Here is a 19,900-nt window from a genome sequence, read left to right as displayed (position 1 = left end):
AATTAAATATAAAATTGCTGAAGGAGGTGTAAAATGTATAAGTATTTACGTATTTTTAATGATATAGAAAACATGATTCAACATGGAGAAATAAAAGAAGGAAAGAAATTACCGTCTATACGATCGCTTGTTACGCAATATGAATGTAATAAGGCGACAGTTATACGTGCACTTCATGAATTAGAAAAGCGTCACATTATATATTCTATCCCTCAAAGTGGATACTACGTTGTTCAAAAGTCAGGGAGTTTTGTAGAAAATGACGGGATAATTGATTTTGCTTCCTCAGCACCAGATCCAGATGTTTTTCCATATTTAGATTTTCAGCATTGTATGAATAAGGCAATTGATACTTATAAAAATGATTTGTTCGTATACGGAACACCGAAAGGGTTACCATCTTTAATTCCAGTCATTCAAAAACAGTTGGCAAATTATCAAGTGTTCACGAAAGAAGACAATATTTTTATAACATCAGGTGTGCAGCAGGCACTTGCAATATTAACTTCTATACCATTTCCAAATGAAAATGAAACAATATTAGTTGAACAGCCAACGTATCATTTATATATAGAATATCTAAAAATAAATAAAGTCCCTGTAATCGGTATTCAACGTACGAGTGAAGGTATTGATTTAAATGAATTGGAGCGTATTTTTCGAACTGGTAAAATAAAATTCTTTTATACAATACCAAGATATCATCATCCGCTTGGAACTTCTTATTCTAAAGGTGAGAAAGAAAAAATCGTACTATTGGCTAAGAAATATAATGTATTTATAGTAGAAGATGATTATTTAGCAGATTTAGAAACAGATTCAAAAGCCGATCCGTTATATAGCTTGGATCATAGTAATCATGTTATATATTTAAAAAGTTATTCAAAAATTATTTTTCCAGGTTTACGAGTTGGTGTAGCAGTTATTCCAACGGCTATTTCGAGTGCTTTTCATACATATAAAAAGATTTTAGATATCGATAGTCCAATGATATCCCAAGCTGCTTTAGAAATTTATATAAAGAGTGGCATGTTCGAACGCCATAAAAATAAAATTAAATCTTCCTATAATAATAGATCTAAAAAACTAGCAGAAGCATTAGAAAGAATGCATAGTGAAAACCCGCTTTTATTCACATATAAAAAGCAAAATACAATTGGAATCCATACTTGTTTAGAAGTACATAAAACAAGTATTTCGGACATGTTGATACAAAGACTAAGTGAAATACAAATCCTGATTGATTCGATTGATAAAAATTATGTGAGAGGTTTTCCGAAACAAAGACTATTAAAGTTAAACGTATCGAATGTAAAGGAAGATAGGATTGAGGAAGGAATTCGTAAAGTAGTGGAGGAAATCAAACAAGTAGAACGTCTAAATTTTCAATTTAAAAAAGAATAAATTGAATTAGGAGGTTTATTGTGAGACGCAAAATAATTCTCTTGTTTGTGTGTATCGCTGCAATAATTGGAGCTATAGTTGTGACTAATTAATATAAAAAAGAAATGCATTGCAGTTGGTAAGTATTCAAGAGGTATTATCATAGGTCAAAATAATGAACCTATATTTAATGTGAAAATTTATCCTTTTCGGCAAGAAAACTCCATCTGATTTGTGTTACGGGTGAAACCCAACAATTCAGGTGGAGATGAATTGCCGTCAGCAGGTAGGCTGAACTCTTTTGTTTCGCTCATAATAATATTTGAGGGCGAATGTTTGTTTCTTTTTTTCTTACGATATCATGTAGATAAAGAGGAAATAGATTGTAAGACAACGAAATTAGATAATGATTCTCATTCCGCTACTTGTTCCATTTCTTTCTACATATTAATTTGTCAAAAATAATTTTAATACTCCCTCTAAGAAAGGTGGTGAAAACAATGACTAGAAAGAAAGCAGTGAAAGTATTACGGAAACAAAAGAAAAGAGAAAACATGCAACGATTCACGCAGAAACAGAATATCGGACGAGCTTGTCTGACTGCAAAAGAATTCCGCTTACTACAACGCATGTCACACAGTTCAAAGGCATTGAGGAATGTTGGATTGTACACGATGAAACAAAGTTACTTGAATCATAACAGGATGGCTACTGTAAAAGAAGTGGACACTGCCATGCAAGCCGATACGAATTATTGGGGCGTTCAATCAAATTCTGTTCAAGCGATTCGTAGAGCCTTATTTACAGAAGTGAAGAGCTTTTTTAAGGCATTGGAACAGTGGAAGAAAAATCCTGAGAAGTTCACAGGTCGTCCGAAGTTTCCGAATTATTCTCGTTCCACTGACAAAAGAATTATTGAAATCTATCAAGTGCCAAAAGTGGATGAGAACGGGTATTGGATGATTCCGATGAATGTTGCATTCAGAAAAAAATTCGGTTCCATTAAAATACGTATGCCAAAAAACTTAAGAAATAAAAACATCTCCTACATTGAGATTGTACCGAAGCAAAAAGGTCGGTTCTTTGAGGTGCATTACACATATGAAATGCACGTTTCTCAAATGAAGAAACCATCCACGACCACGAGTAACGCTTTGAGTTGCGATTTAGGTGTAGACAGATTGTTAAGTTGCGTAACCAATACAGGTGATGCCTTCTTAATTGATGGAAAAAAACTAAAATCCATAAATCAATACTTCAACAAAATAATATGTAACCTCCAACAGAAAAATATGGACAATGGAATTTCAAAACGTATTGTAACGAATAAAATCGCTGCACTTTGGCATAAACGAGAAAGACAAATAAACGGTTACATTGCACAAGCGCTAGGCCTATTGTTCAAAAAAGTGAAAGAATTCGATATAGATACGGTTGTCGTAGGATATAACACGGGTTGGAAACATAAATCTCATATGGGGAAAAAGAATAATCAAAAGTTTGTTCAAATCCCATTTCAAAAATTGATTGCAGCGATTGAGAATAAATGTGTAAAAGAAGGCATTCGATTTTTCAAACAAGAAGAAAGCTATACTTCAAAAGCTAGTTTTCTTGATAAGGATCCGGTTCCAGTTTGGTCTAAGGATGATAAGACACAGTATCGCTTTAGTGGCAAACGAATTACGCGTGGTCTGTATCAAAGTAAAGCAGGAACATGTATCCATGCTGATATTAATGGTGCGCTGAATATATTGAAAAAATCAGGAGTTGTAGAACTGGATGAAAATCTGAAAGTGAAAACGCAGATTCTATTAGAAGTGCAAAAACGTAAGGCTATTGCCTCACGCATAGCTTAGTGGGTGCGTCAACCATCCATGTGTACGCGGCTTGTCGGGGCTTGTAGCACACGCCGGAGTCATCTGAGTGGTGGCTTCTTCCATAAGGGAGAACCGCTCTTTTTCGAAAGGGTGGTGCAAGTGGGAAAACAATCGTTCGTTGTCAGTACCAACCAAAAACAGACTTGGGGTGTTACCATAAGGTAGCATGAATGCTAGAGCGTCAAACTGTCTAGCGATAGACGAAAAGACCTAGTGTTCGAACTCAAGCCCCCACTGAAAGGTTTTATCTCAGTGGGGGTAGTTGACGAAGGTTCTATTAAAGGTAAGGAACGCAGTATTTCAAATGCAGAAGATGAATTTGAAATACTAGATGGAGTTTGTGGTGAGATTGTATTACAATTCGTTACTCCAGATGGAGAGATCTATACGAGGAAATATGATAGGAAGCATCATATACCAAAAGTTATAAAGCTTAATTAGAAACATAAAGGTGAATAAGATGAAACCATTACGGAAAAAGTAGCAGTTGTGGTCGGAGCAACTATATATGTAACTGGATAATTATATATTTTTTAAGAGCACTCTTAGCAAAGGGTGCTCTTTTTCATCATAAATATTTACTTAGCATCTTTTTAAAGTGATTTTTATCATAATTTACATATTGTGTAGCTATATTTCGCATTGGATCTCCCGCGTAAAATCTTTCGTATAATTCGTGTCTTGATCCTAATGGGCTTCCAATAATATCCCAGGCTAACTTAAATAATTTTGTGCGTTGTTCGGCATCTATATTTGTTCCTTTAAAGTGCTTTTTTAATAAATCAGCTATTGGACTCTGGAAATCAATCGAGCTTGAAGGAAGTTGAATGAAGCCACCTGCTCCAATTAATTGTAAAATTTCTATTGCGCGGGGATAATATTTAGAACCAAGATTCCTTGCAGTTTCGATATATTTAAAGTTTGGTAAATAAGTTTTTGTTTCATTTGTACTACCTTCAACTTCTGCAGCAATTAAAAGTGCGCGAATTGTTTCGATTTGCATAATTAATTCTCCAAGTTTTTCTTGAACATGCAAATAAGTGTGAGCTCCAATTGCTTCAGCAATTTCAAAAGCAATCGCAGTTATAAATTCTAGCTTTATTAGTAATCTTACTATAGCTTGATGATAAGCTAAACTACTAGAAGCTGTATCTGATTTTATAGCCCAAATTGCTTTTGGATTATTATAAAGTAAAACACGTTCCCAAGGGACAAATACATTATCAAAGATTAATAGTGCATCCATTTCATCATACTGTGAGCTAATAGGGGAATCAACTGTGCTTGAAGTTGTATTTGCATATGGTTCTCTACAAACCATATGTAATCCTGGAGAATTGGCTGCCACGATAAGAAAGTGAGCTAAATCTTTTTGAGCGTCAGTCAGTTTTGTTAATGGGTAGATTAATAAATCATTTGAATAAGGAGAAGCAGTTCCTATCATTTTCGCACCACTTAAATAAATTCCATCAGAAGTTTCCTTTGTAACTCTTAGCAACCCTAAGTCATTTGCATTTAACATTGATTCTGTTGAGCGATTTATTTGTGGATCACGTTGGACTACACTTAAAAACAAGTGATTATCCCTAGCTTTTTCGTAATAAGATGCGATTTTATCTGGAAACTGTGCATCGAACTTTTTATAAAAATCTCTTGATACGTACCAGCCAGTAAGTCTCGATCTTGCGTAATCAGATAGTCTACTCATTACACCGTCTGTAGCATAACTCCATGTTTCAAATGCAGTTCTTCTCATTAATAATTCATTATAGGAATTCGGAACTAAAAATGATTTATGAACAAAGTCTTTCGTTTTTGGGCTCACATATCCAATAGAATCTCTCTGTTTGGGATCATCAAATAACGAAAATAAATTAGAAATGGTACATAGTGTCCCCGCAAAATTGTTGTCTGTAGTTACATCTACTTTTTTTCCATAGAGCCAAACATTTCGACCATCTTGTAAGCTCTTTATATAGTGATCCTTTAAATTTTGCATATTGCCTCCTTTTAAAGACTACTCATATATTTGTACATCTTTTAATGGTGGTGAATATACGTGGAATGTTATTGCTGTTGAATCTGTAGCATTATACACTTTATGCACAGTATCTTTTTTTACGGTGAAAATATTTCCCTCTGTAAACTCTTCAATCCGTTCGCTATTTTTTTCGTACTTAATATTTTGTAGCGTACCATTGACTATTAATATACATCCTATAGATATTCCGTGATCATGAATAAGAGTCTTTGCTTTGCTAGGAAAATTTAATACTAAAACCTCCACAAATTCAGACTTATAGATAACATTTCTTCCGTATTCAAGGTTAATTGGTGAAGTAATAAAAGGAGATATTTTATGAAGTGTAATATTTAATGATTGAATAGCGGATATTAGATTGGCCATATCGTAGTCACATAAGTTATGAAACGCTTTTTTTATGTTATGAATCAATTGCATGTAAAACTTCCTCCTAAGCATGTACAGTAAAAGAAAAAGTAATCTAATATTATATAGAGCGTAGTGAATTACATAATATTGTATTGAAACATAAAAAAAAAAGTGACTTCTTTTACTTAGGAAGATTATTTAATTTGAAAATTATGGTAATGAATTCCATTAATATGATATGCTTGAACTATATACTTTTTTATTGGAAAGGTGATGAAATAAATGGCAGTTCTTTTAGTGGAAAATTTATATCAAATGTCTATTGTTTTACTAATCTTATGTTCATTTTGTTTTTATAGATATTTAAAGAAAATAAAAAGGGAAAGAAAGCTTACAGGTTTTGAAATTACGATGTATATCGTGACGCAAATTGCGTATTTCATTTGGGCGGCAACAACTTTTCTTAAAATGTTATCAGAATAGTTAATTTATGGTTAATTGTTTATTAGGTGCTGGGCAGAAATGTACGGTAAATAAAGGAAAAGGATAAAGATAGGCTTATAGATTAGGTAAATAAATATAGTCGGTATCTAGATCGATTACAATATCACTTATAATGTCTTTACAAAAAGAGCGGGGAAGACATTCATAATTATGTCGAACACAAAACAGATCGATGGCACCACCGTTAGAAATCCCCTCATGTTTTACATTCAAATACATCCTTTTTAATTTCGTAATTGAAACGCATTGTCCAGCTACATACTCATTTATACCATATCCATCAAATTCAATTATCATATTATCACTGTTGGGTGCTAGCCAACGTTATAGCTTAAATTTTAGATGAATTTATTATACATTGTTTGAAATGTAGTGAGAATATATTTTTATAAAATGTGAGGGTTATAAATGGAACAAAATAAATTAGTTTTAGAAGGACCAAAACGTCTTAAGTGGGAAACGCGCGAAATTAAGTCTATACAGAATGATGAAATTATCGTTAAAACAATTGCAGGTGCAATAAGTATTGGAGCAGAGTTACCACAGTATAAAGAATCGGATGTTTCAGATACAAATCCTATTTATCCAAGAAAAACTGGATATGAAAGTTATGGTGAAGTGATTCAAGTTGGTAATAAAGTAACGAATTTAAACATAGGCGATAAAGTAGTTTCTTTTTATGGACATGAAACGATAGGAATAGTTAAGGGGGATAAAGTAATTCGAGTTCCTAGTTATATAAAACCTAAAGTGGCGTTATTATCTATTCTTTCGTGTGATGCTGCTAAAGGAGTATTAAAACTAAATATGCGACAGGATGAAAAAGTACTTATAACTGGAATGGGAGTTATTGGTTTACTCGCTTGTTATTTTTTAAAATACTATGTAGGTGTTAAGCATGTAGATGTTGTTGAACCTAATAAAAATAGAAGAGATTTTGCAAAGAATTTTGGTGCGAAAAACACATATGAATCAGAAGAACAAATAATAGAAACATATAATTACGGTTTCGAATGTTCTGCTACAAATATCGGATTTCATACATTACAAAAAGCACTTAACAGTAATAGTGAAATATGTATACTTTCTGATGGGAATTTAGAGGAACTAACATTAACCGCTGATTTTTATGAGAAAGAACTGCGGATCATTGGTTCAAGTGACGGATATAATTATCAACAACATGCAGATTGGTTTTTTAGTCAAATAGAACAAACACCATGGATAGAAGAGATTTTTCAACATGAAATACAATATACAGGACTCATTCAATGTTTTGAGGAATTAAGTCAAGGAATAATTACCCCTTTAAAAGTATTTGTCTCATATGAATAATGAACAAAATGACCAGGTACTTGTCACATAGCCCACATATGTTTAGACACTAATATGATAGCAGAGCGCGGAGTAACATGTACGGGGATTCTTTAATAGGTACAACGGGTTGTGAAAACAGAGAATGGTTTTTGCTCTTTCATTATGTACAAATAGTATATTATCTTTCTCAATGTACATATTAAGTAAAATGTTTCATATCATGTACATAAAAGGTGGGGTAATATGGATGGAAAAAAGGGAAATGAAGAATTGATTAAATTTAAGAAACAATGGTTTAATGAAGATAATCAACCAGTGGCTGGAATAGAGTTAGCATTACCGCCTGATATAGGCAGCATGTTAGACTCCAAATCAGTTGATGATGAAAGTGAAGAAAGTAATAATGAATAAGTTTAATCTATATGCATCCATTTGGGTGCTTTTTCTTTTTTTTGACAATGGAAGATGGACCATCAAATCCTTGTTGAAAAAAGGTTGATTAAAATAGGTTCTTTTTCAGTATATATAAGTTTGATTTTTACAAAAAAGTTTAATTAAACTACATTTAGAATGCTATATGAAATGGGAATGCTAGTAACATTCACCATTAAAGGATTGGGCTATTATGAATATGATTTTTGAAAGCATTATTTTAATTCTGACTGGGATTATTGCATTAAAAATGACAGGTAGTAAATCTGTTAGCCAAATGACAAGAGCTGAAATTATTATAGTAGTATCAATTGCACGTATTATTGTGGAGCCTGTATTAAGTAGGAAAGTAGGCCCATCTATATTTGCAGCTGTAATATTTGCAGGCGTCCTTCTTATCATTCATTTCTTTGAATTGAAATCAAAGAAGATGGAACAATTCCTAAATGGCAGTAGCATTATAGTAGTAGAAAATGGAGAGATTGTAAAAGAGAATTTGATGAAGGCGAAAATGTCGGAACAACAACTATATATGCAATTAAGAGAAAAAGGAATTCATGATCTGAAGAGCTTACAGCAAGTTACAGCTGAGCCGAATGGACGTATTGGTTATCAATTAATAGAGAAAGCTCAACCGCTAACTTTAGAAATGTTAGAAAAAGTAATAGATCAGCACAAAATAAAAAGATAATTTCTTATGTGAAATGCCAATATCTAATTGAATTATTGGCATTTTTTCTTTTTTCTAAATGTAAAAGTTAATATTTAGAATAGATATTCAGCCAATCTTTAAATTAGATATAGGCTTATTAATATGATATATTCAATGGACCTATAGTGACTGTGGTGAAAAAAGCAATAGGTCTTTCATGTGATATTAAACATGAGATAAAAATAAGGAGATAGAAACATAATGGAATTTTGGGAATCAAGTTTTATTGAGAAACAAACGATGTGGGGTTTTGAACCTACAGAATCTGCAATTTTGGCAAAAGATTTTTTTCTAGAAAAGAACGTTAAGGACATATTAGTTCCGGGTATTGGTTATGGAAGAAACGCGAAGGTATTTATCGAAAATAGTATAAATGTAACAGGTATTGAAATTTCGAAAACAGCGATCGATTTAGCAAGAGAAAACGGACTAGAAGATGTTAGTATTTATCACGGTTCGGTAAACGAAATGCCTTTTGATAATAAACTGTATGATGGGATCTTTAGTCATGCTCTTCTTCATTTGTTGAATGATCAGGAAAGAGAGGGATTTATTGAAAATTGTTATAATCAGTTAAAACCAGGTGGATATATGGTTTTTACAACTGTTTCTAAAAAAGCTCCAATGTACGGAAAAGGAAAACAGTTGGATAAAGATTATTATGAGATAATGGAAGGCGTAAAAATGTTCTTCTATGATTCTGAATCTATAAAAAAAGATTTTAATCAATATGGATTAGTACAAGTTTCGGAAATTGATGAACCAAATAAGAACATGGCAAATAAACCTTCAATCAACTTTTTAACGATAAAATGTAAGAAAGAACTATAACTAAAAGTTATTAAGAATGATTAAATATGTTTATATATTAATTATGCACAAATAAAGAGGACAAGCATATAATAGAAATACCTTTTAACTTTAAGTAACCTTAACTTTCGTTAATAGGGTATCTCAAAATCCCCAAAAGAGCACTTGCGGAAACAAGTGCTCTTTTATTTTTTGTTTATTTAAGATGAATAAATTTCGTTAAATCAATATGGGATTTTAAGCTATTATTTTATATAAAGTGGTAAAATAAATAGGGGGAATATTTAAGGGGGCGGGACATTTGAAACTAAAAGAGCTGGCGAATTTGTTATTGATTAAAGAAACTATTGGCAATATGGATGTAGAAATTACGGGGTTAGAAATGGATTCTAGAAAGATAACTGATGGAGATCTATTTATATGTGTATCAGGTATCGATGGTTTTCTTGAAGATCGACATCAATTTGTTGAAGATGCAGTGAAGAATGGTGCTGTAGCGCTAATTGTAGAAAGGGATGTAAATATTGAGATACCTAAAATAATTGTTAAAGATGCTAGATATGCTATGGCAGTTATTGCGTCACACTTCTATGGTTATCCATCTAATAAAATGAAGCTAATTGGAATTACAGGTACAAATGGAAAAACAACTACTTCCTATTTACTTGAAAAAATTTTAAGTGATTATGGATATCACACGGGGCTCATGGGGAATAACGGAGTGAAAGTTGATTCAAAATGGTATCCTACTGATATTAATACGCAAGAACCTCCAACACTTCAACGGAATTTGCAAATGATGAAAAATCAAAATGCAGATTATTGTGTTATGGAAGTTACGTCACAAGGTTTACATATGGAAAGAGTGAAAGGGTGTAACTTTAAAATAGCTGTTTTTACAAATTTAACGCAAGATCATTTGGATTATCATGGAACATTTCATGAATATAAGCATGTAAAAGGTCTTCTTTTTTCAAGATTAGGAAATGATTTATCTACTACGGATAAAAAAATAGCTGTTTTGAATGCAGACGATCCATCGGTAGAATACTTTAAAAAAATTACTTCAGCTGAGGTTATCACATATGGAATACATAATAGAGCAGATGTTCAAGCGAAGAACATAACTTTAAGCCCAAAAGGAATTCGTTTTTTAGTTTCGTCCTTTAATGGAGAAATAGAGGTTAGCCTTAATCTTGTAGGTCGTTTTAATGTTTATAATGCATTAGCAGCAATAACAGTTGCAATGGTTGAAGGTATTCCGCTTACAAACATTTGTGATAGCTTATCTAACTTAAAGAGTATTGAAGGTAGAATGGAAATCATAGATGAAAATCAAGATTTTCTTGTAATAGTGGACTATGCTCATACACCGGATGCGTTAGAAAATGTTCTCTCTACAATTAGCGAGTTTTCAACAGGTAAAGTTATTACTGTTTTCGGTTGTGGTGGAGATAGAGACACAAAAAAACGATCTATAATGGGCGGAATTGCTGGAAGTTATAGCGATTTTGTTTTTATTACTTCTGACAATCCACGTTCGGAAGATCCGCAGGCAATAATGAAAGATATTGAAAAAGGATTTTCGCAAAATAATAATTTGAATTATAAAGTAGAAGTAGATCGTGAACTTGCAATAACTCACGCAATAAACATGGCATCTTCTAATGATATCGTTTTGATTGCAGGGAAAGGGCATGAAACGTATCAAATTTTAAAAGATTCAACTATTCATTTTGATGATAAAGAAAAAGCTCGACAAGCAATTATTAACAAATGAATTTAATTAATAGCTTAATAGTATTTCTAATAAAAATAATGTTTTAGATAAAGCCAAAACTAATAACGAAGCAATTTTTTGAAGAATTGATCATTGAAAGGTAAGGGTGTTTCTCTGAATATATGAGGGGAAAACCTTACCTTTTATAGTTTTATTTCTGAACAACAAACGTAATAGCATTTGTTTTTAATTGAATATGCCTTTCATCGCGAACAATATCATAGACTAATTCTTTTATTTCAACTTTAATTTCTTTCCATTCCTTATAAATACTTTTTAATAGATGTATTATATCTTCAGTAGGAAGGTTAATTTCAATTAAAGCATCTAATTCTTCATTTGTATGTAAGTCAATTTCTTGTATGTTCGAGTTAATAATTAAACAATTAATACCGCCGCTTGTTGTACCTTTTTTCATAGAATGGAGCACGTGTTTTAAATCTTCTTCTGACTCAACATGCTCTAAACTGGATACTGCAACGATATAATCATAAGTATTAGGTTGAATGTAGTAGTTTTCAATTGCTGCTTGTTCTGTTTTAATATTATTAATTACACCATATTCTTTACTATAAGTTTGTAATTTTGTTAAAGCGGAATGAAGTAAATCCACACATGTAACAGTACCACTAGTATTTTGAATCTTTTGGGCAATTGGGATACTATTTCTTCCAACGCCAGAGCCGAGATCAAGTACTTGCAAGTTGTTTTTTCCTTCAAAATAATCCATCAAATCCATAACTGTTTTAACCGGTTTGTAAAGCCAAGAGCCAGTTTCAAATAGTTTGTATTGTTCATAGCAAAGGTCATGATATTTCTTTTCTTCTTGTCTTATGTAATTGAGACGATTCATATTGTTTCAGCTCCAATATTATTATTGCAAAATGAATGGGTAGGACAACCTTTTATATTTGTTTGAATTCGAAAAATACCACCAGCATGTGGATATTCTTTTAATTCGTTATTTGTCATTCTTGTTCTGGCTGTTGTAACATATAGGTCTGTTAAATTAGGTCCTCCAAATGTACACGAGGTTACATATAGCGCTGGAATTGGGATGCTTAATATTCGTTCTCCAGTTGAAGGATTCCATCTAGTAATCTTTGAACCTCCCCAATGAGCAATCCATAAACAACCTTCCTTGTCAATTGTCATACCATCAGGTAGACCGTCATTTTCGGGGAAAATGATTACATCATTTGGATTACGAATTTCTCCAGTACAAATATTATAATGAAAACGAACTACTTTTTTAGTAGGTGTATCAATATAGTAAAGGTATGTATAATCAGGTGACCAAGCGATGCCATTTGATGTATTTACATGTGAAACTTTTTTCTCTACCTTGAAACTATTATTTAAACAATACAAGGAACCTGCAGCATTAATACCGTATGTATCTGTAGTACCTGCCCAAAAACGTCCTGCTGGATCGCATTTTCCATCGTTAAAACGATTATCAAATAAATGTGGTTCAGGGTCAAAAATATGTGTCAGTTTTTCTGTTTTTATATTAATAGAATAAAAGCCATTTTCCATAGCTAGGAGTAGTACGTCATCTAAATATGGAACAACACAGCCAATTTGTTGATTGAGAGCAATTACTCGGTTTGTATTAACGGTAGGGCTAAATATGCATAATTGTTTCTCCACAATATCAACCCAGTATAAAAGTTGCTTTTTTTCATCCCAACATGGTCCTTCAGCTAAACTTGCTTTCGCATCTAAAACTAATTCTATAGTACTGTCCAAGATGTTCACCTCGCTTTATAAGATATTTATATAATTCGATAAGAATAGAGGTAAACCTTTTAATCAGAAGATATTAAGATTTGTACTATGGAAAAGTGATTTTCTCGAGTGATTAAAAAATGTATAAACATGGAGAGGAAAATGCATATGATGTTTTATGAAATTGTTTGCTTTTCTTGTAAAAATATATTTCGTGTGTATGAAGGTAGTGAAAAATATAAGCGATTTAAAGAGAAACCAAAAGGGTTATATTGTTGTGATGAGTGTAGCCACAAAATTCAATTAGAAGCGATAAAGAATTTTTTTAGATAATTACACTGTTTTATTTCGGAAAAGTTTGACAATAAAACCATTTTAAATTATCATATGAAAAAACTAATATTTAAAATGGCATGGAAGAGAAGAGTAGTTAAGAAAGAATACATACAGAGAGCTCTGGTAGCTGAGAAAGAGCGGTATACATCTTAACGAAAAAAGACTTGGAGCTGCGCAAGGAACTAATTTATTTAGGGATGGTGCGACGGGTTCTCCCGTTATAGAGATAGGGTATAAGCTATTTTGCCGTACCTGAAGAGGTTAGTATGGCGACATATTAACAAACTGAGGTGGTACCGCGAAGCTAATAACTCTCGTCCTCAAGATGAATAATCTTGGGGGTGGGAGTTTTTTTATTGCAAAAAAATGAAAATGTGAGAACAAAAATATAATTGAGGTGAGTAGTATATGCATTGGGCGTATGAAGTAGCAAATGAATTAATTAGAAAACATCCAAACAAGGAAACTTTTGTTTGCGCATCTGGAATTAGTCCATCAGGTTCTATTCATATTGGAAACTTTCGTGAAATCGTAACGACTTATTTTGTTGTAAGGGCACTTCAAGATTTAGGGAAAAAGGCGCGTTTTATATTTTCATGGGATGATTACGACAGGTTTAGAAAAGTTCCTAAAAATATTGATCCATCTTTTATAAAGTATATCGGTATGCCATACTGTAATATACCAGATCCGTATGGATGTCATAATTCATATGCTGATCATTTTGAAAAAGAGTTTGAGGAATCTCTTCAAGCATTTGGAATTGAAGTAGAATTTATTTATCAACATGATGAATACAGGAGCGGAAGGTATAACAAAAGCATATTGGAGGCTTTATATAAAAGAAAAGAAATATATGATATTTTAATGAGTTTTAAAACAGGAGAATGTAGTGAAGAAGAGCGAGATGGCTTTTATCCGGTTACATTATATTGTGAGAAATGCGGGAAAGATGCCACAACGATTACGCATTTTGATGAAGGATTAAAAACAGTTCGGTATGAATGTGAATGTGGAAATCAAAATGAATTATCTATACTAAATACAAATAATATGAAATTGAATTGGAAAATCGATTGGCCGATGAGATGGATGATAGAGGATGTTGTTTTTGAACCAGGCGGAAGAGATCATTCATCAGAAACGGGTAGTTATAATGTATCAAAAGAAATTGCGAGAAAAATATTTAATCGTGAAGCGCCTCATTACGTTGCTTACGATTTCATTGGTATTAAAGGGAATCATGAAAAAATGTCTAGTTCTTCAGGGAATAGTATTACACCTAGCGAGTTGCTAAAAGTGTATTTGCCCGAAGTGATTCTATTTATGTTTGCAAAATATAGGCCAGACTCAGCGTTTCATATCGGTCTTGATGAAGATGTAATTCGCAATTATACAGAGTATGAACGATTAAAAGATAGTTATAAAAATAAAACGCTCAAAAATGAAGATTTATTTGATGCAATTAAACTTTCTAGAGTAGATAGCGGATTTAAAGAATATCCGAAATTTAATCAAGTAGCAGGAACGTTACCGCTATTAAATTTTGATTCATCTATTTTACAAGGTATATTAGACAAAATAGATAGGAATTATGCATTAGAGGATATGATAACGATAAGTAAACGTGCAGAGTATTGGGTTAGAAACTTTCAATCTGAAAAATTAATGGCGGTAAATCAAGAGAGAAATATAGAGTTTTACAACACATTAGATGAAAGACAGAAAGAATGGTTAGTAGAAGTCTGCAACATACTTCGTTCTAACAAAGATTACTCTAACTTAATGGAACAATTGTACGAGCTTTGTCATCATGAAAATAAAAAAATAATGAAAGAAAATCAAAAACAATTATTTATTATAATTTATAGGCTTATTATGAATCAGTCCAGTGGCCCTCGTATACCGTTATTAATACATGTTGTAGGTATCGAAAAATTTATCGAATTATTAGATTTCTAAAAAATAAAGGCAACGCAAGTACTCAGCTAAGTACTTGCGTTGCGAATTTTACTAACGTGAATACATTTTCGGACATTCATCACCACTAGGTTCATAAAAACAATGGCTTTTAAACTGTCCTACAAATGGCTGGTTATACCATTGGGGTGGACAAGATCCAACTGGACGGAAATACCAAAGAGCCCATCGTGCAGGCCAGCGCCATTCACCTTGTAAAACTTTTCGTGCGATTTCTTTTTCTGACTCACGAGCGCGTTGATAAAAATATCCGTATTGCACTGCTTCGAATCCACCAGGGCTTTGATATACAGCGTCACGTACGGTACGGAGTTGTTTAAAATCTAAGCAATCACAAAATACACGATTTACTACTACGCAGCCAACAAGTTGTTCACCTTGTCGACCTTCGCCTTCAGCTTCAGCACGCATTAAACGAGCTAGTAAATCAACATCGCTTTCGTTATATGGAATAAAGGGCATAGTGATACCAACTTTCTTTACCTGTTATAGTAAAGAGTGTATGTATGAAAATAAGCTAAGTGCTTTTCTATATGTAAATTCATTAATTATTAAAAGGAGCTTTTATGAAAAAAGCTAATTAGTAATTGTAGACTAATATAAAGAGGAGAGATAATATGCATCGAATTCAGAAAGACCATATCATTTACGCAATGTCACCAGAAAATCAACCATGTATGGAAGTAGAAATTGGGAGTCGCCTTATATTTGAAACATATGATTGCTTTGAAAATCAAATTAATTCTGAAGATGTTGTGTTTCAAGAATTAGATTGGAATCGGATTAATCCAGCGACTGGTCCAGTATATATTAATGGTGCAGAACCTGGTGATATATTAGTTGTTACGATTGAAAAGATAAAAATTGCAGAGCAAGGTGTTTTAACTACAGGGGTGAATCTTGGCGTAATGGGTGAAGAGCTACATGAAAATACAGTGAAAATCGTCTCAATACATAATGAACATGTTCTGTTTTCAAATGAACTACAAATCCCGATTAATCCAATGATCGGTGTAATTGGAACAGCGCCGAAAGAAGCGAGCATTTCATGTGGCACACCGCATGATCACGGCGGGAATATGGACTGTAAAGAGATAAAAGAAGGGGCAATATTATTATTACCTGTAAATGTTCCTGGTGCTCTATTAGCATTAGGTGATTTACACGCAGCGATGGGCGATGGTGAAATTGGGGTTAGTGGAGTAGAGGTTGCTGGTGAGGTAACCGTAACAGTCCAAATTATAAAAGGGAAAAAATGGCCACTACCAATGGCTATTCAAAAAGAAAAAGTAATGACGATTGCTTCAGAAAAATTGCTAGATGATGCAGCGAATCGTGCTGTACGTAATATGGTGACATTTTTACATGAAGAATTAGAAATGTCTAAAGCTGATGCAATACTTTTATTATCAGCTGCCGGCAATTTAAAAGTTTGTCAAGTGGTTGACCCGCTGAAGACTGCTCGAATGGAATTAGGGATGAATTATGTGGAGAAATTGGGGTTTACTATGAATGAATTCCATATTAAATAAGAAATGATAGAAGAAGGATGATTTTGTATAAAAGTATCTTTTTTGATTTACGGATTATATAAAAAAAGGTAGTATTTATTTTATATAATTGAATATAAGATTGTGGATCGAAAAAGGAGTAAACACATGGTTAAAATTATGATTGTAGAAGACGATATGAAAATTGCAGAACTATTATCAACATACGTTGCGAAATATGGGTATGAAGGAATTATTGTATCGGATTTTCATAATGTATTAAATATTTTTTTAGAAGAACAACCAGAGTTAGTTTTATTAGATATTAATTTACCGAGTTTTGATGGGTACTATTGGTGTCGTCAAATTCGTGGAGTTTCTACATGTCCGATATTATTTATTTCAGCTCGTGAAGGTACGATGGATCAAGTCATGGCGCTAGAAAACGGTGGCGATGATTTCATTTCAAAGCCATTCCATTACGAAGTTGTAATGGCTAAAATTCGAAGTCATTTAAGGCGTGCTTACGGAGATTATGCACCGAAAGTAGAAGAACGGATGGTTGAGCAACAGGGTCTTTGTTTATATCCTGAAAGGCTTGTATTGAAGCTTAAGAATCAAGAAATTGATATAACGAGAAATGAAGCTATTTTATTAGAAATGTTAATGAAAAATTATCCGCGTGTTGTGAGTAGAGAAGTGTTATTAAATAAATTATGGGATAGCGAATCCTATGTTGATGATAATACATTAAGTGTAAATACGACACGTGTTCGAAAAAAGTTAAAAACGTTACATATTGAGAATGCGATTGAAACAATTCGTAGTGTTGGATATAGATTGCATATTACTTGGGATACTGGTATGGAAAAATGATAAGGCTGTTTATACGTGATCATATACCACTTATTTGCTTTACAGCGATCCAACTACTAGCCATATTCCTCGTATATTGGTTTGATGGACATAACCGTATTGCGACGGCATTGTATGCAATGTTTTTAGGTGCCTTTTTTATGGTAGGCTATTTACTATTTCGTTACTATACACATCGTTCTTTTTATGAACGTTTAGCAAACCCGATGCAATCTTTAGATGAATCGGTTCAAAAATCTGATTTTGCAGCTATATCTGCTGCTCTTCAAGACTTGCTTGAGGTACAATATCGCCATTATCAAAATCAACTCCAGATACAAGAGAGAAAAAATAATGATCATTTAACTTTTATGAATCAGTGGATTCATCAAATGAAAACACCTTTATCTGTAATAGAATTAATTACACAGGATGAAGTGGAACCACGTTTTGAAAGTATAAATGAGGAAACAGATAGGCTGAAAAAGGGATTAGAGATGGCACTGTATGTCGCACGTTTAGAAGCATTTACACAAGATTTTTATGTGGAAAGAGTACAATTACATAAAATAGTGAATGATTCTGTGCATGAACATAAACGCTTCTTTATCCGAAATTTTGTATATCCAGAGCTTAAAATTGATAAGGACATTACAGTAGAAAGTGATGCGAAATGGTTACAATTTTTAATTGGACAAATACTATCAAATGCGATTAAATATTCATCTGGTAGTAGAGAGAAGATTAGAGTAAGAGCTTGTAAGGAAGGTAATAATGTTATACTTGAAATTGCCGATAATGGCGTAGGAATACCGAAGCAAGATTTACCAAGAGTGTTTAAACCTTTCTTTACAGGAGAAAATGGTAGAGATTTTAAAGAATCAACTGGAATGGGGCTATATCTCGTATATGAAATTACGAAGCAATTAGGACATAGTGTAGAAATCCATTCAGAAGTTGGTAAAGGTACGGTTGTACGAATTAAATTTTATAATGTATAAATAAGTGATCTAGGCTAAATAACTTTGGAAATAAGTTTTTTAGCCTTATTTTATCTCGTTTTAATGGGGGCGGATTGCTCATTAAAGTCCGATTGATGAGGGATAATAATTAGTGGGTGATAAAGAAAACCCCCACTGGTTAAAGTTTAACTTTATGGCGATTATATGGAATGGTAAAAGGTCATCTTAGTATACATAATGCCACGCTAATAAATACGATTGTTAAATTAGAAGTATTTAATAAAAGTTGATGAATAGTTTTTGTAAGAAAAAAGCTATCCCTTTGAAAGAGATAGCTTCATGAATCCAGCCTATGAATAAGTGTATCAACATTAATAAGTATAATGATCAAATTCTTGATATATTTTGTGGACTATAATAGCTTTTGTTTTTTCATGATACATTATTGTAATTAAGTAAACAAACTTAATAATTTATATCCAATTAACCCTAAAATAGTGATAGGAACCATCATTAAGAAAGAAGAAATTCGATTAGCATTAGAGCGTTCTAATACAAGAATCAAGATAATCCCGACTATGACTTCGGTATATCCAACAGGTAACATGTGATTATAGTCTTCAAAATTTAAAAGAATGTGAAGTCCATCCGTTACAAAAACTCCACCAATAAGTGCACTTCCTAATTTATGAAGTGGATTTGTAGTATCTTTCCATAGAAAACCTGCAATTCCAAAGATAGTTCCTCCAATGAATGCACATGTTATCCATACAGAAATAAAATAAATAGAATGAGATACATTTTTAAATATTATTGCATAACCATAGTAGCCTAGTACCATACCGAGTAGTGCAAGGATACCAGAAAGTATAGCTGTACGCTTAGAATAACTAAAGCTAGCCACAAAAAAGGATGGAACTAACCAAACGCTTCCTAGGTTAGCTAATGAATTCCAATGTCCCGGAAGTATACCTTGCCCCAATTTCGTTAGTATACCAACAAGTATCCCTACTATAATCGGGAGGATAAAAATCCTTATAAACATATTTAACTTTGTGATTTCTAATGTCCTGTCCATAAATTCAATCCTTACATTAATATTTTCTGTAAAGATATAATAGCTTATTACAAGGGAATAATCAATAAAAATTTATCGAAAAACAATAAGTGGTTATTGGATAACGAATAAGATTTTGTTTTTATATAAAATTTATTACTGGGGAAACCTAAAGGACGTATTACAATCAATGTAATTTGTGCTTATTCAACATGAAGTTAAGGAATGATAAATAAATCTAAAAGAAAGCAATCTTTTTAACAGCACATATAATTACATTTA

At 32.6% G+C, this 19,900-nt stretch carries 20 protein-coding genes, 2 pseudogenes and 1 other annotated feature; of the genes and pseudogenes, 15 read left to right on the top strand and 7 right to left on the bottom strand.

Features of this window, described 5'->3' with window-relative positions; translation table 11 throughout:
- The first annotated feature begins 33 nt into the window (after positions 1-33).
- The 4 genes and pseudogenes from MR083_RS01640 to MR083_RS01625 form a co-directional block, all read left to right on the top strand.
- The gene (locus tag MR083_RS01640) at positions 34-1,404 is read left to right on the top strand and encodes an aminotransferase-like domain-containing protein (protein WP_242268307.1); all 1,371 of its coding nucleotides are present in this window, start codon (positions 34-36) and stop codon (positions 1,402-1,404) included.
- A gap of 20 nt (positions 1,405-1,424) precedes the next feature.
- A pseudogene (locus MR083_RS01635) lies at positions 1,425-1,587 on the top strand (carboxypeptidase regulatory-like domain-containing protein); the annotation flags it as partial.
- A gap of 296 nt (positions 1,588-1,883) precedes the next feature.
- A complete protein-coding gene (locus tag MR083_RS01630) occupies positions 1,884-3,239 on the top strand; it encodes an RNA-guided endonuclease TnpB family protein (protein WP_061529057.1) in 1,356 nt (451 codons plus the stop codon).
- Between the two features lie 288 nt (positions 3,240-3,527).
- A pseudogene (locus MR083_RS01625) lies at positions 3,528-3,701 on the top strand (carboxypeptidase regulatory-like domain-containing protein); the annotation flags it as partial.
- Between the two features lie 127 nt (positions 3,702-3,828).
- On the opposite strand, the gene MR083_RS01620 reads toward MR083_RS01625, so the two are convergent.
- Together MR083_RS01620 and MR083_RS01615 are read right to left on the bottom strand one after the other, a co-directional pair.
- Positions 3,829-5,259, bottom strand: a complete 1,431-nt coding sequence (locus MR083_RS01620; RefSeq protein WP_242268305.1) for a 4-hydroxyphenylacetate 3-hydroxylase family protein — start codon at positions 5,257-5,259, stop codon at positions 3,829-3,831.
- Positions 5,260-5,277: 18 nt separating this feature from the next.
- Positions 5,278-5,721 (bottom strand): cysteine dioxygenase, encoded by a 444-nt coding sequence (locus MR083_RS01615; RefSeq protein ID WP_242268303.1) that lies wholly within the window; start codon positions 5,719-5,721, stop codon positions 5,278-5,280.
- Positions 5,722-5,934: 213 nt separating this feature from the next.
- Between MR083_RS01615 and MR083_RS01610 the strand changes: the two genes are divergently transcribed.
- A complete protein-coding gene (locus tag MR083_RS01610) occupies positions 5,935-6,135 on the top strand; it encodes a hypothetical protein (RefSeq protein WP_000279696.1) in 201 nt (66 codons plus the stop codon).
- Between the two features lie 75 nt (positions 6,136-6,210).
- Here the strand turns inward: MR083_RS01610 and MR083_RS01605 are convergent, their stop codons facing one another.
- Positions 6,211-6,453 carry a hypothetical protein gene (locus MR083_RS01605; RefSeq protein ID WP_041184669.1) on the bottom strand — a complete coding sequence of 81 codons (243 nt, stop codon included), beginning with the start codon at positions 6,451-6,453 and terminating at the stop codon, positions 6,211-6,213.
- 111 nt (positions 6,454-6,564) lie between these two features.
- On the opposite strand from MR083_RS01605, the gene MR083_RS01600 reads away from it, so the two are divergent.
- The 5 genes from MR083_RS01600 (at position 6,565) to MR083_RS01580 (ending at position 11,207) form a co-directional block, all read left to right on the top strand.
- Entirely contained in the window at positions 6,565-7,491 is a 927-nt protein-coding gene (locus MR083_RS01600) for an alcohol dehydrogenase catalytic domain-containing protein (protein WP_046647100.1), read from the top strand.
- A 225-nt stretch (positions 7,492-7,716) separates the two neighbouring features.
- Positions 7,717-7,884: a hypothetical protein gene (locus tag MR083_RS01595; protein WP_242268302.1), complete on the top strand. Its 168-nt coding sequence runs from the start codon at positions 7,717-7,719 to the stop codon at positions 7,882-7,884.
- A 214-nt stretch (positions 7,885-8,098) separates the two neighbouring features.
- Positions 8,099-8,596 carry a DUF421 domain-containing protein gene (locus tag MR083_RS01590; protein WP_001055959.1) on the top strand — a complete coding sequence of 166 codons (498 nt, stop codon included), beginning with the start codon at positions 8,099-8,101 and terminating at the stop codon, positions 8,594-8,596.
- 222 nt (positions 8,597-8,818) lie between these two features.
- Positions 8,819-9,448: a class I SAM-dependent methyltransferase gene (locus tag MR083_RS01585; protein ID WP_049111241.1), complete on the top strand. Its 630-nt coding sequence runs from the start codon at positions 8,819-8,821 to the stop codon at positions 9,446-9,448.
- A gap of 280 nt (positions 9,449-9,728) precedes the next feature.
- Positions 9,729-11,207, top strand: a complete 1,479-nt coding sequence (locus MR083_RS01580; RefSeq protein WP_242268300.1) for a UDP-N-acetylmuramoyl-L-alanyl-D-glutamate--2,6-diaminopimelate ligase — start codon at positions 9,729-9,731, stop codon at positions 11,205-11,207.
- A 151-nt stretch (positions 11,208-11,358) separates the two neighbouring features.
- On the opposite strand, the gene MR083_RS01575 is transcribed toward MR083_RS01580, so the two are convergent.
- The gene (locus MR083_RS01575) at positions 11,359-12,060 is read right to left on the bottom strand and encodes a class I SAM-dependent methyltransferase (RefSeq protein WP_242268298.1); all 702 of its coding nucleotides are present in this window, start codon (positions 12,058-12,060) and stop codon (positions 11,359-11,361) included.
- Positions 12,057-12,959 (bottom strand): SMP-30/gluconolactonase/LRE family protein, encoded by a 903-nt coding sequence (locus tag MR083_RS01570; RefSeq protein WP_242268296.1) that lies wholly within the window; start codon positions 12,957-12,959, stop codon positions 12,057-12,059. Before MR083_RS01570 ends, MR083_RS01575 begins: the two co-directional genes overlap by 4 nt.
- Before the next feature lie 141 nt (positions 12,960-13,100).
- On the opposite strand from MR083_RS01570, the gene MR083_RS01565 reads away from it, so the two are divergent.
- Complete coding sequence (locus MR083_RS01565; protein WP_000551043.1) at positions 13,101-13,271, top strand: DUF2197 domain-containing protein; 171 nt, start codon at positions 13,101-13,103, stop codon at positions 13,269-13,271.
- A gap of 72 nt (positions 13,272-13,343) precedes the next feature.
- Positions 13,344-13,599 (top strand) — a binding site (T-box leader).
- A gap of 83 nt (positions 13,600-13,682) precedes the next feature.
- Positions 13,683-15,236, top strand: coding sequence for a lysine--tRNA ligase (gene lysS, locus MR083_RS01560; protein ID WP_061529056.1), 1,554 nt, complete (start codon positions 13,683-13,685; stop codon positions 15,234-15,236).
- Positions 15,237-15,287: 51 nt separating this feature from the next.
- Here lysS and MR083_RS01555 read toward each other — a convergent pair whose 3' ends face one another.
- A complete protein-coding gene (locus MR083_RS01555) occupies positions 15,288-15,716 on the bottom strand; it encodes a cell wall hydrolase (RefSeq protein ID WP_046647109.1) in 429 nt (142 codons plus the stop codon).
- Positions 15,717-15,871: 155 nt separating this feature from the next.
- Between MR083_RS01555 and MR083_RS01550 the strand changes: the two genes are divergently transcribed.
- The 3 genes from MR083_RS01550 to MR083_RS01540 all read left to right on the top strand — a co-directional run bounded on the left by MR083_RS01550 (position 15,872) and on the right by MR083_RS01540 (position 18,600).
- Positions 15,872-16,786 (top strand): acetamidase/formamidase family protein, encoded by a 915-nt coding sequence (locus tag MR083_RS01550; protein WP_000554779.1) that lies wholly within the window; start codon positions 15,872-15,874, stop codon positions 16,784-16,786.
- A gap of 126 nt (positions 16,787-16,912) precedes the next feature.
- Entirely contained in the window at positions 16,913-17,620 is a 708-nt protein-coding gene (locus tag MR083_RS01545; RefSeq protein WP_000239001.1) for a response regulator transcription factor, read from the top strand.
- A complete protein-coding gene (locus MR083_RS01540) occupies positions 17,617-18,600 on the top strand; it encodes a sensor histidine kinase (protein ID WP_046647112.1) in 984 nt (327 codons plus the stop codon). The genes MR083_RS01545 and MR083_RS01540 overlap by 4 nt, the downstream gene beginning before the upstream one ends.
- A gap of 412 nt (positions 18,601-19,012) precedes the next feature.
- On the opposite strand, the gene MR083_RS01535 is transcribed toward MR083_RS01540, so the two are convergent.
- Entirely contained in the window at positions 19,013-19,639 is a 627-nt protein-coding gene (locus MR083_RS01535) for a DUF6518 family protein (protein ID WP_000376246.1), read from the bottom strand.
- Positions 19,640-19,900 lie beyond the last annotated feature (261 nt).

The sequence above is a fragment of the Bacillus cereus group sp. BfR-BA-01408 genome, assembly GCF_022663305.1.
GTDB classification, from domain to species: Bacteria; Bacillota; Bacilli; order Bacillales; family Bacillaceae_G; genus Bacillus_A; species Bacillus_A pacificus.
The sequence above is the reverse complement of the archived record's forward strand: the minus strand, read 5'-3'. Positions and strand labels throughout refer to the sequence as shown.

What these genes read in the sequence shown, in the direction of transcription:
- MR083_RS01640 (WP_242268307.1), top strand. Translation starts at nt 34, where the DNA reads ATGTATAAGTATTTACGTATTTTTAATGATATAGAAAACATGATTCAA.
- MR083_RS01630 (WP_061529057.1), top strand. Translation starts at nt 1,884, where the DNA reads ATGACTAGAAAGAAAGCAGTGAAAGTATTACGGAAACAAAAGAAAAGA.
- MR083_RS01620 (WP_242268305.1), bottom strand. Translation starts at nt 5,259, where the DNA reads ATGCAAAATTTAAAGGATCACTATATAAAGAGCTTACAAGATGGTCGA.
- MR083_RS01615 (WP_242268303.1), bottom strand. Translation starts at nt 5,721, where the DNA reads ATGCAATTGATTCATAACATAAAAAAAGCGTTTCATAACTTATGTGAC.
- MR083_RS01610 (WP_000279696.1), top strand. Translation starts at nt 5,935, where the DNA reads ATGGCAGTTCTTTTAGTGGAAAATTTATATCAAATGTCTATTGTTTTA.
- MR083_RS01605 (WP_041184669.1), bottom strand. Translation starts at nt 6,453, where the DNA reads ATGATAATTGAATTTGATGGATATGGTATAAATGAGTATGTAGCTGGA.
- MR083_RS01600 (WP_046647100.1), top strand. Translation starts at nt 6,565, where the DNA reads ATGGAACAAAATAAATTAGTTTTAGAAGGACCAAAACGTCTTAAGTGG.
- MR083_RS01595 (WP_242268302.1), top strand. Translation starts at nt 7,717, where the DNA reads ATGGATGGAAAAAAGGGAAATGAAGAATTGATTAAATTTAAGAAACAA.
- MR083_RS01590 (WP_001055959.1), top strand. Translation starts at nt 8,099, where the DNA reads ATGAATATGATTTTTGAAAGCATTATTTTAATTCTGACTGGGATTATT.
- MR083_RS01585 (WP_049111241.1), top strand. Translation starts at nt 8,819, where the DNA reads ATGGAATTTTGGGAATCAAGTTTTATTGAGAAACAAACGATGTGGGGT.
- MR083_RS01575 (WP_242268298.1), bottom strand. Translation starts at nt 12,060, where the DNA reads ATGAATCGTCTCAATTACATAAGACAAGAAGAAAAGAAATATCATGAC.
- MR083_RS01565 (WP_000551043.1), top strand. Translation starts at nt 13,101, where the DNA reads ATGCATATGATGTTTTATGAAATTGTTTGCTTTTCTTGTAAAAATATA.
- lysS (WP_061529056.1), top strand. Translation starts at nt 13,683, where the DNA reads ATGCATTGGGCGTATGAAGTAGCAAATGAATTAATTAGAAAACATCCA.
- MR083_RS01555 (WP_046647109.1), bottom strand. Translation starts at nt 15,716, where the DNA reads ATGCCCTTTATTCCATATAACGAAAGCGATGTTGATTTACTAGCTCGT.
- MR083_RS01550 (WP_000554779.1), top strand. Translation starts at nt 15,872, where the DNA reads ATGCATCGAATTCAGAAAGACCATATCATTTACGCAATGTCACCAGAA.
- MR083_RS01545 (WP_000239001.1), top strand. Translation starts at nt 16,913, where the DNA reads ATGGTTAAAATTATGATTGTAGAAGACGATATGAAAATTGCAGAACTA.
- MR083_RS01540 (WP_046647112.1), top strand. Translation starts at nt 17,617, where the DNA reads ATGATAAGGCTGTTTATACGTGATCATATACCACTTATTTGCTTTACA.
- MR083_RS01535 (WP_000376246.1), bottom strand. Translation starts at nt 19,639, where the DNA reads ATGGACAGGACATTAGAAATCACAAAGTTAAATATGTTTATAAGGATT.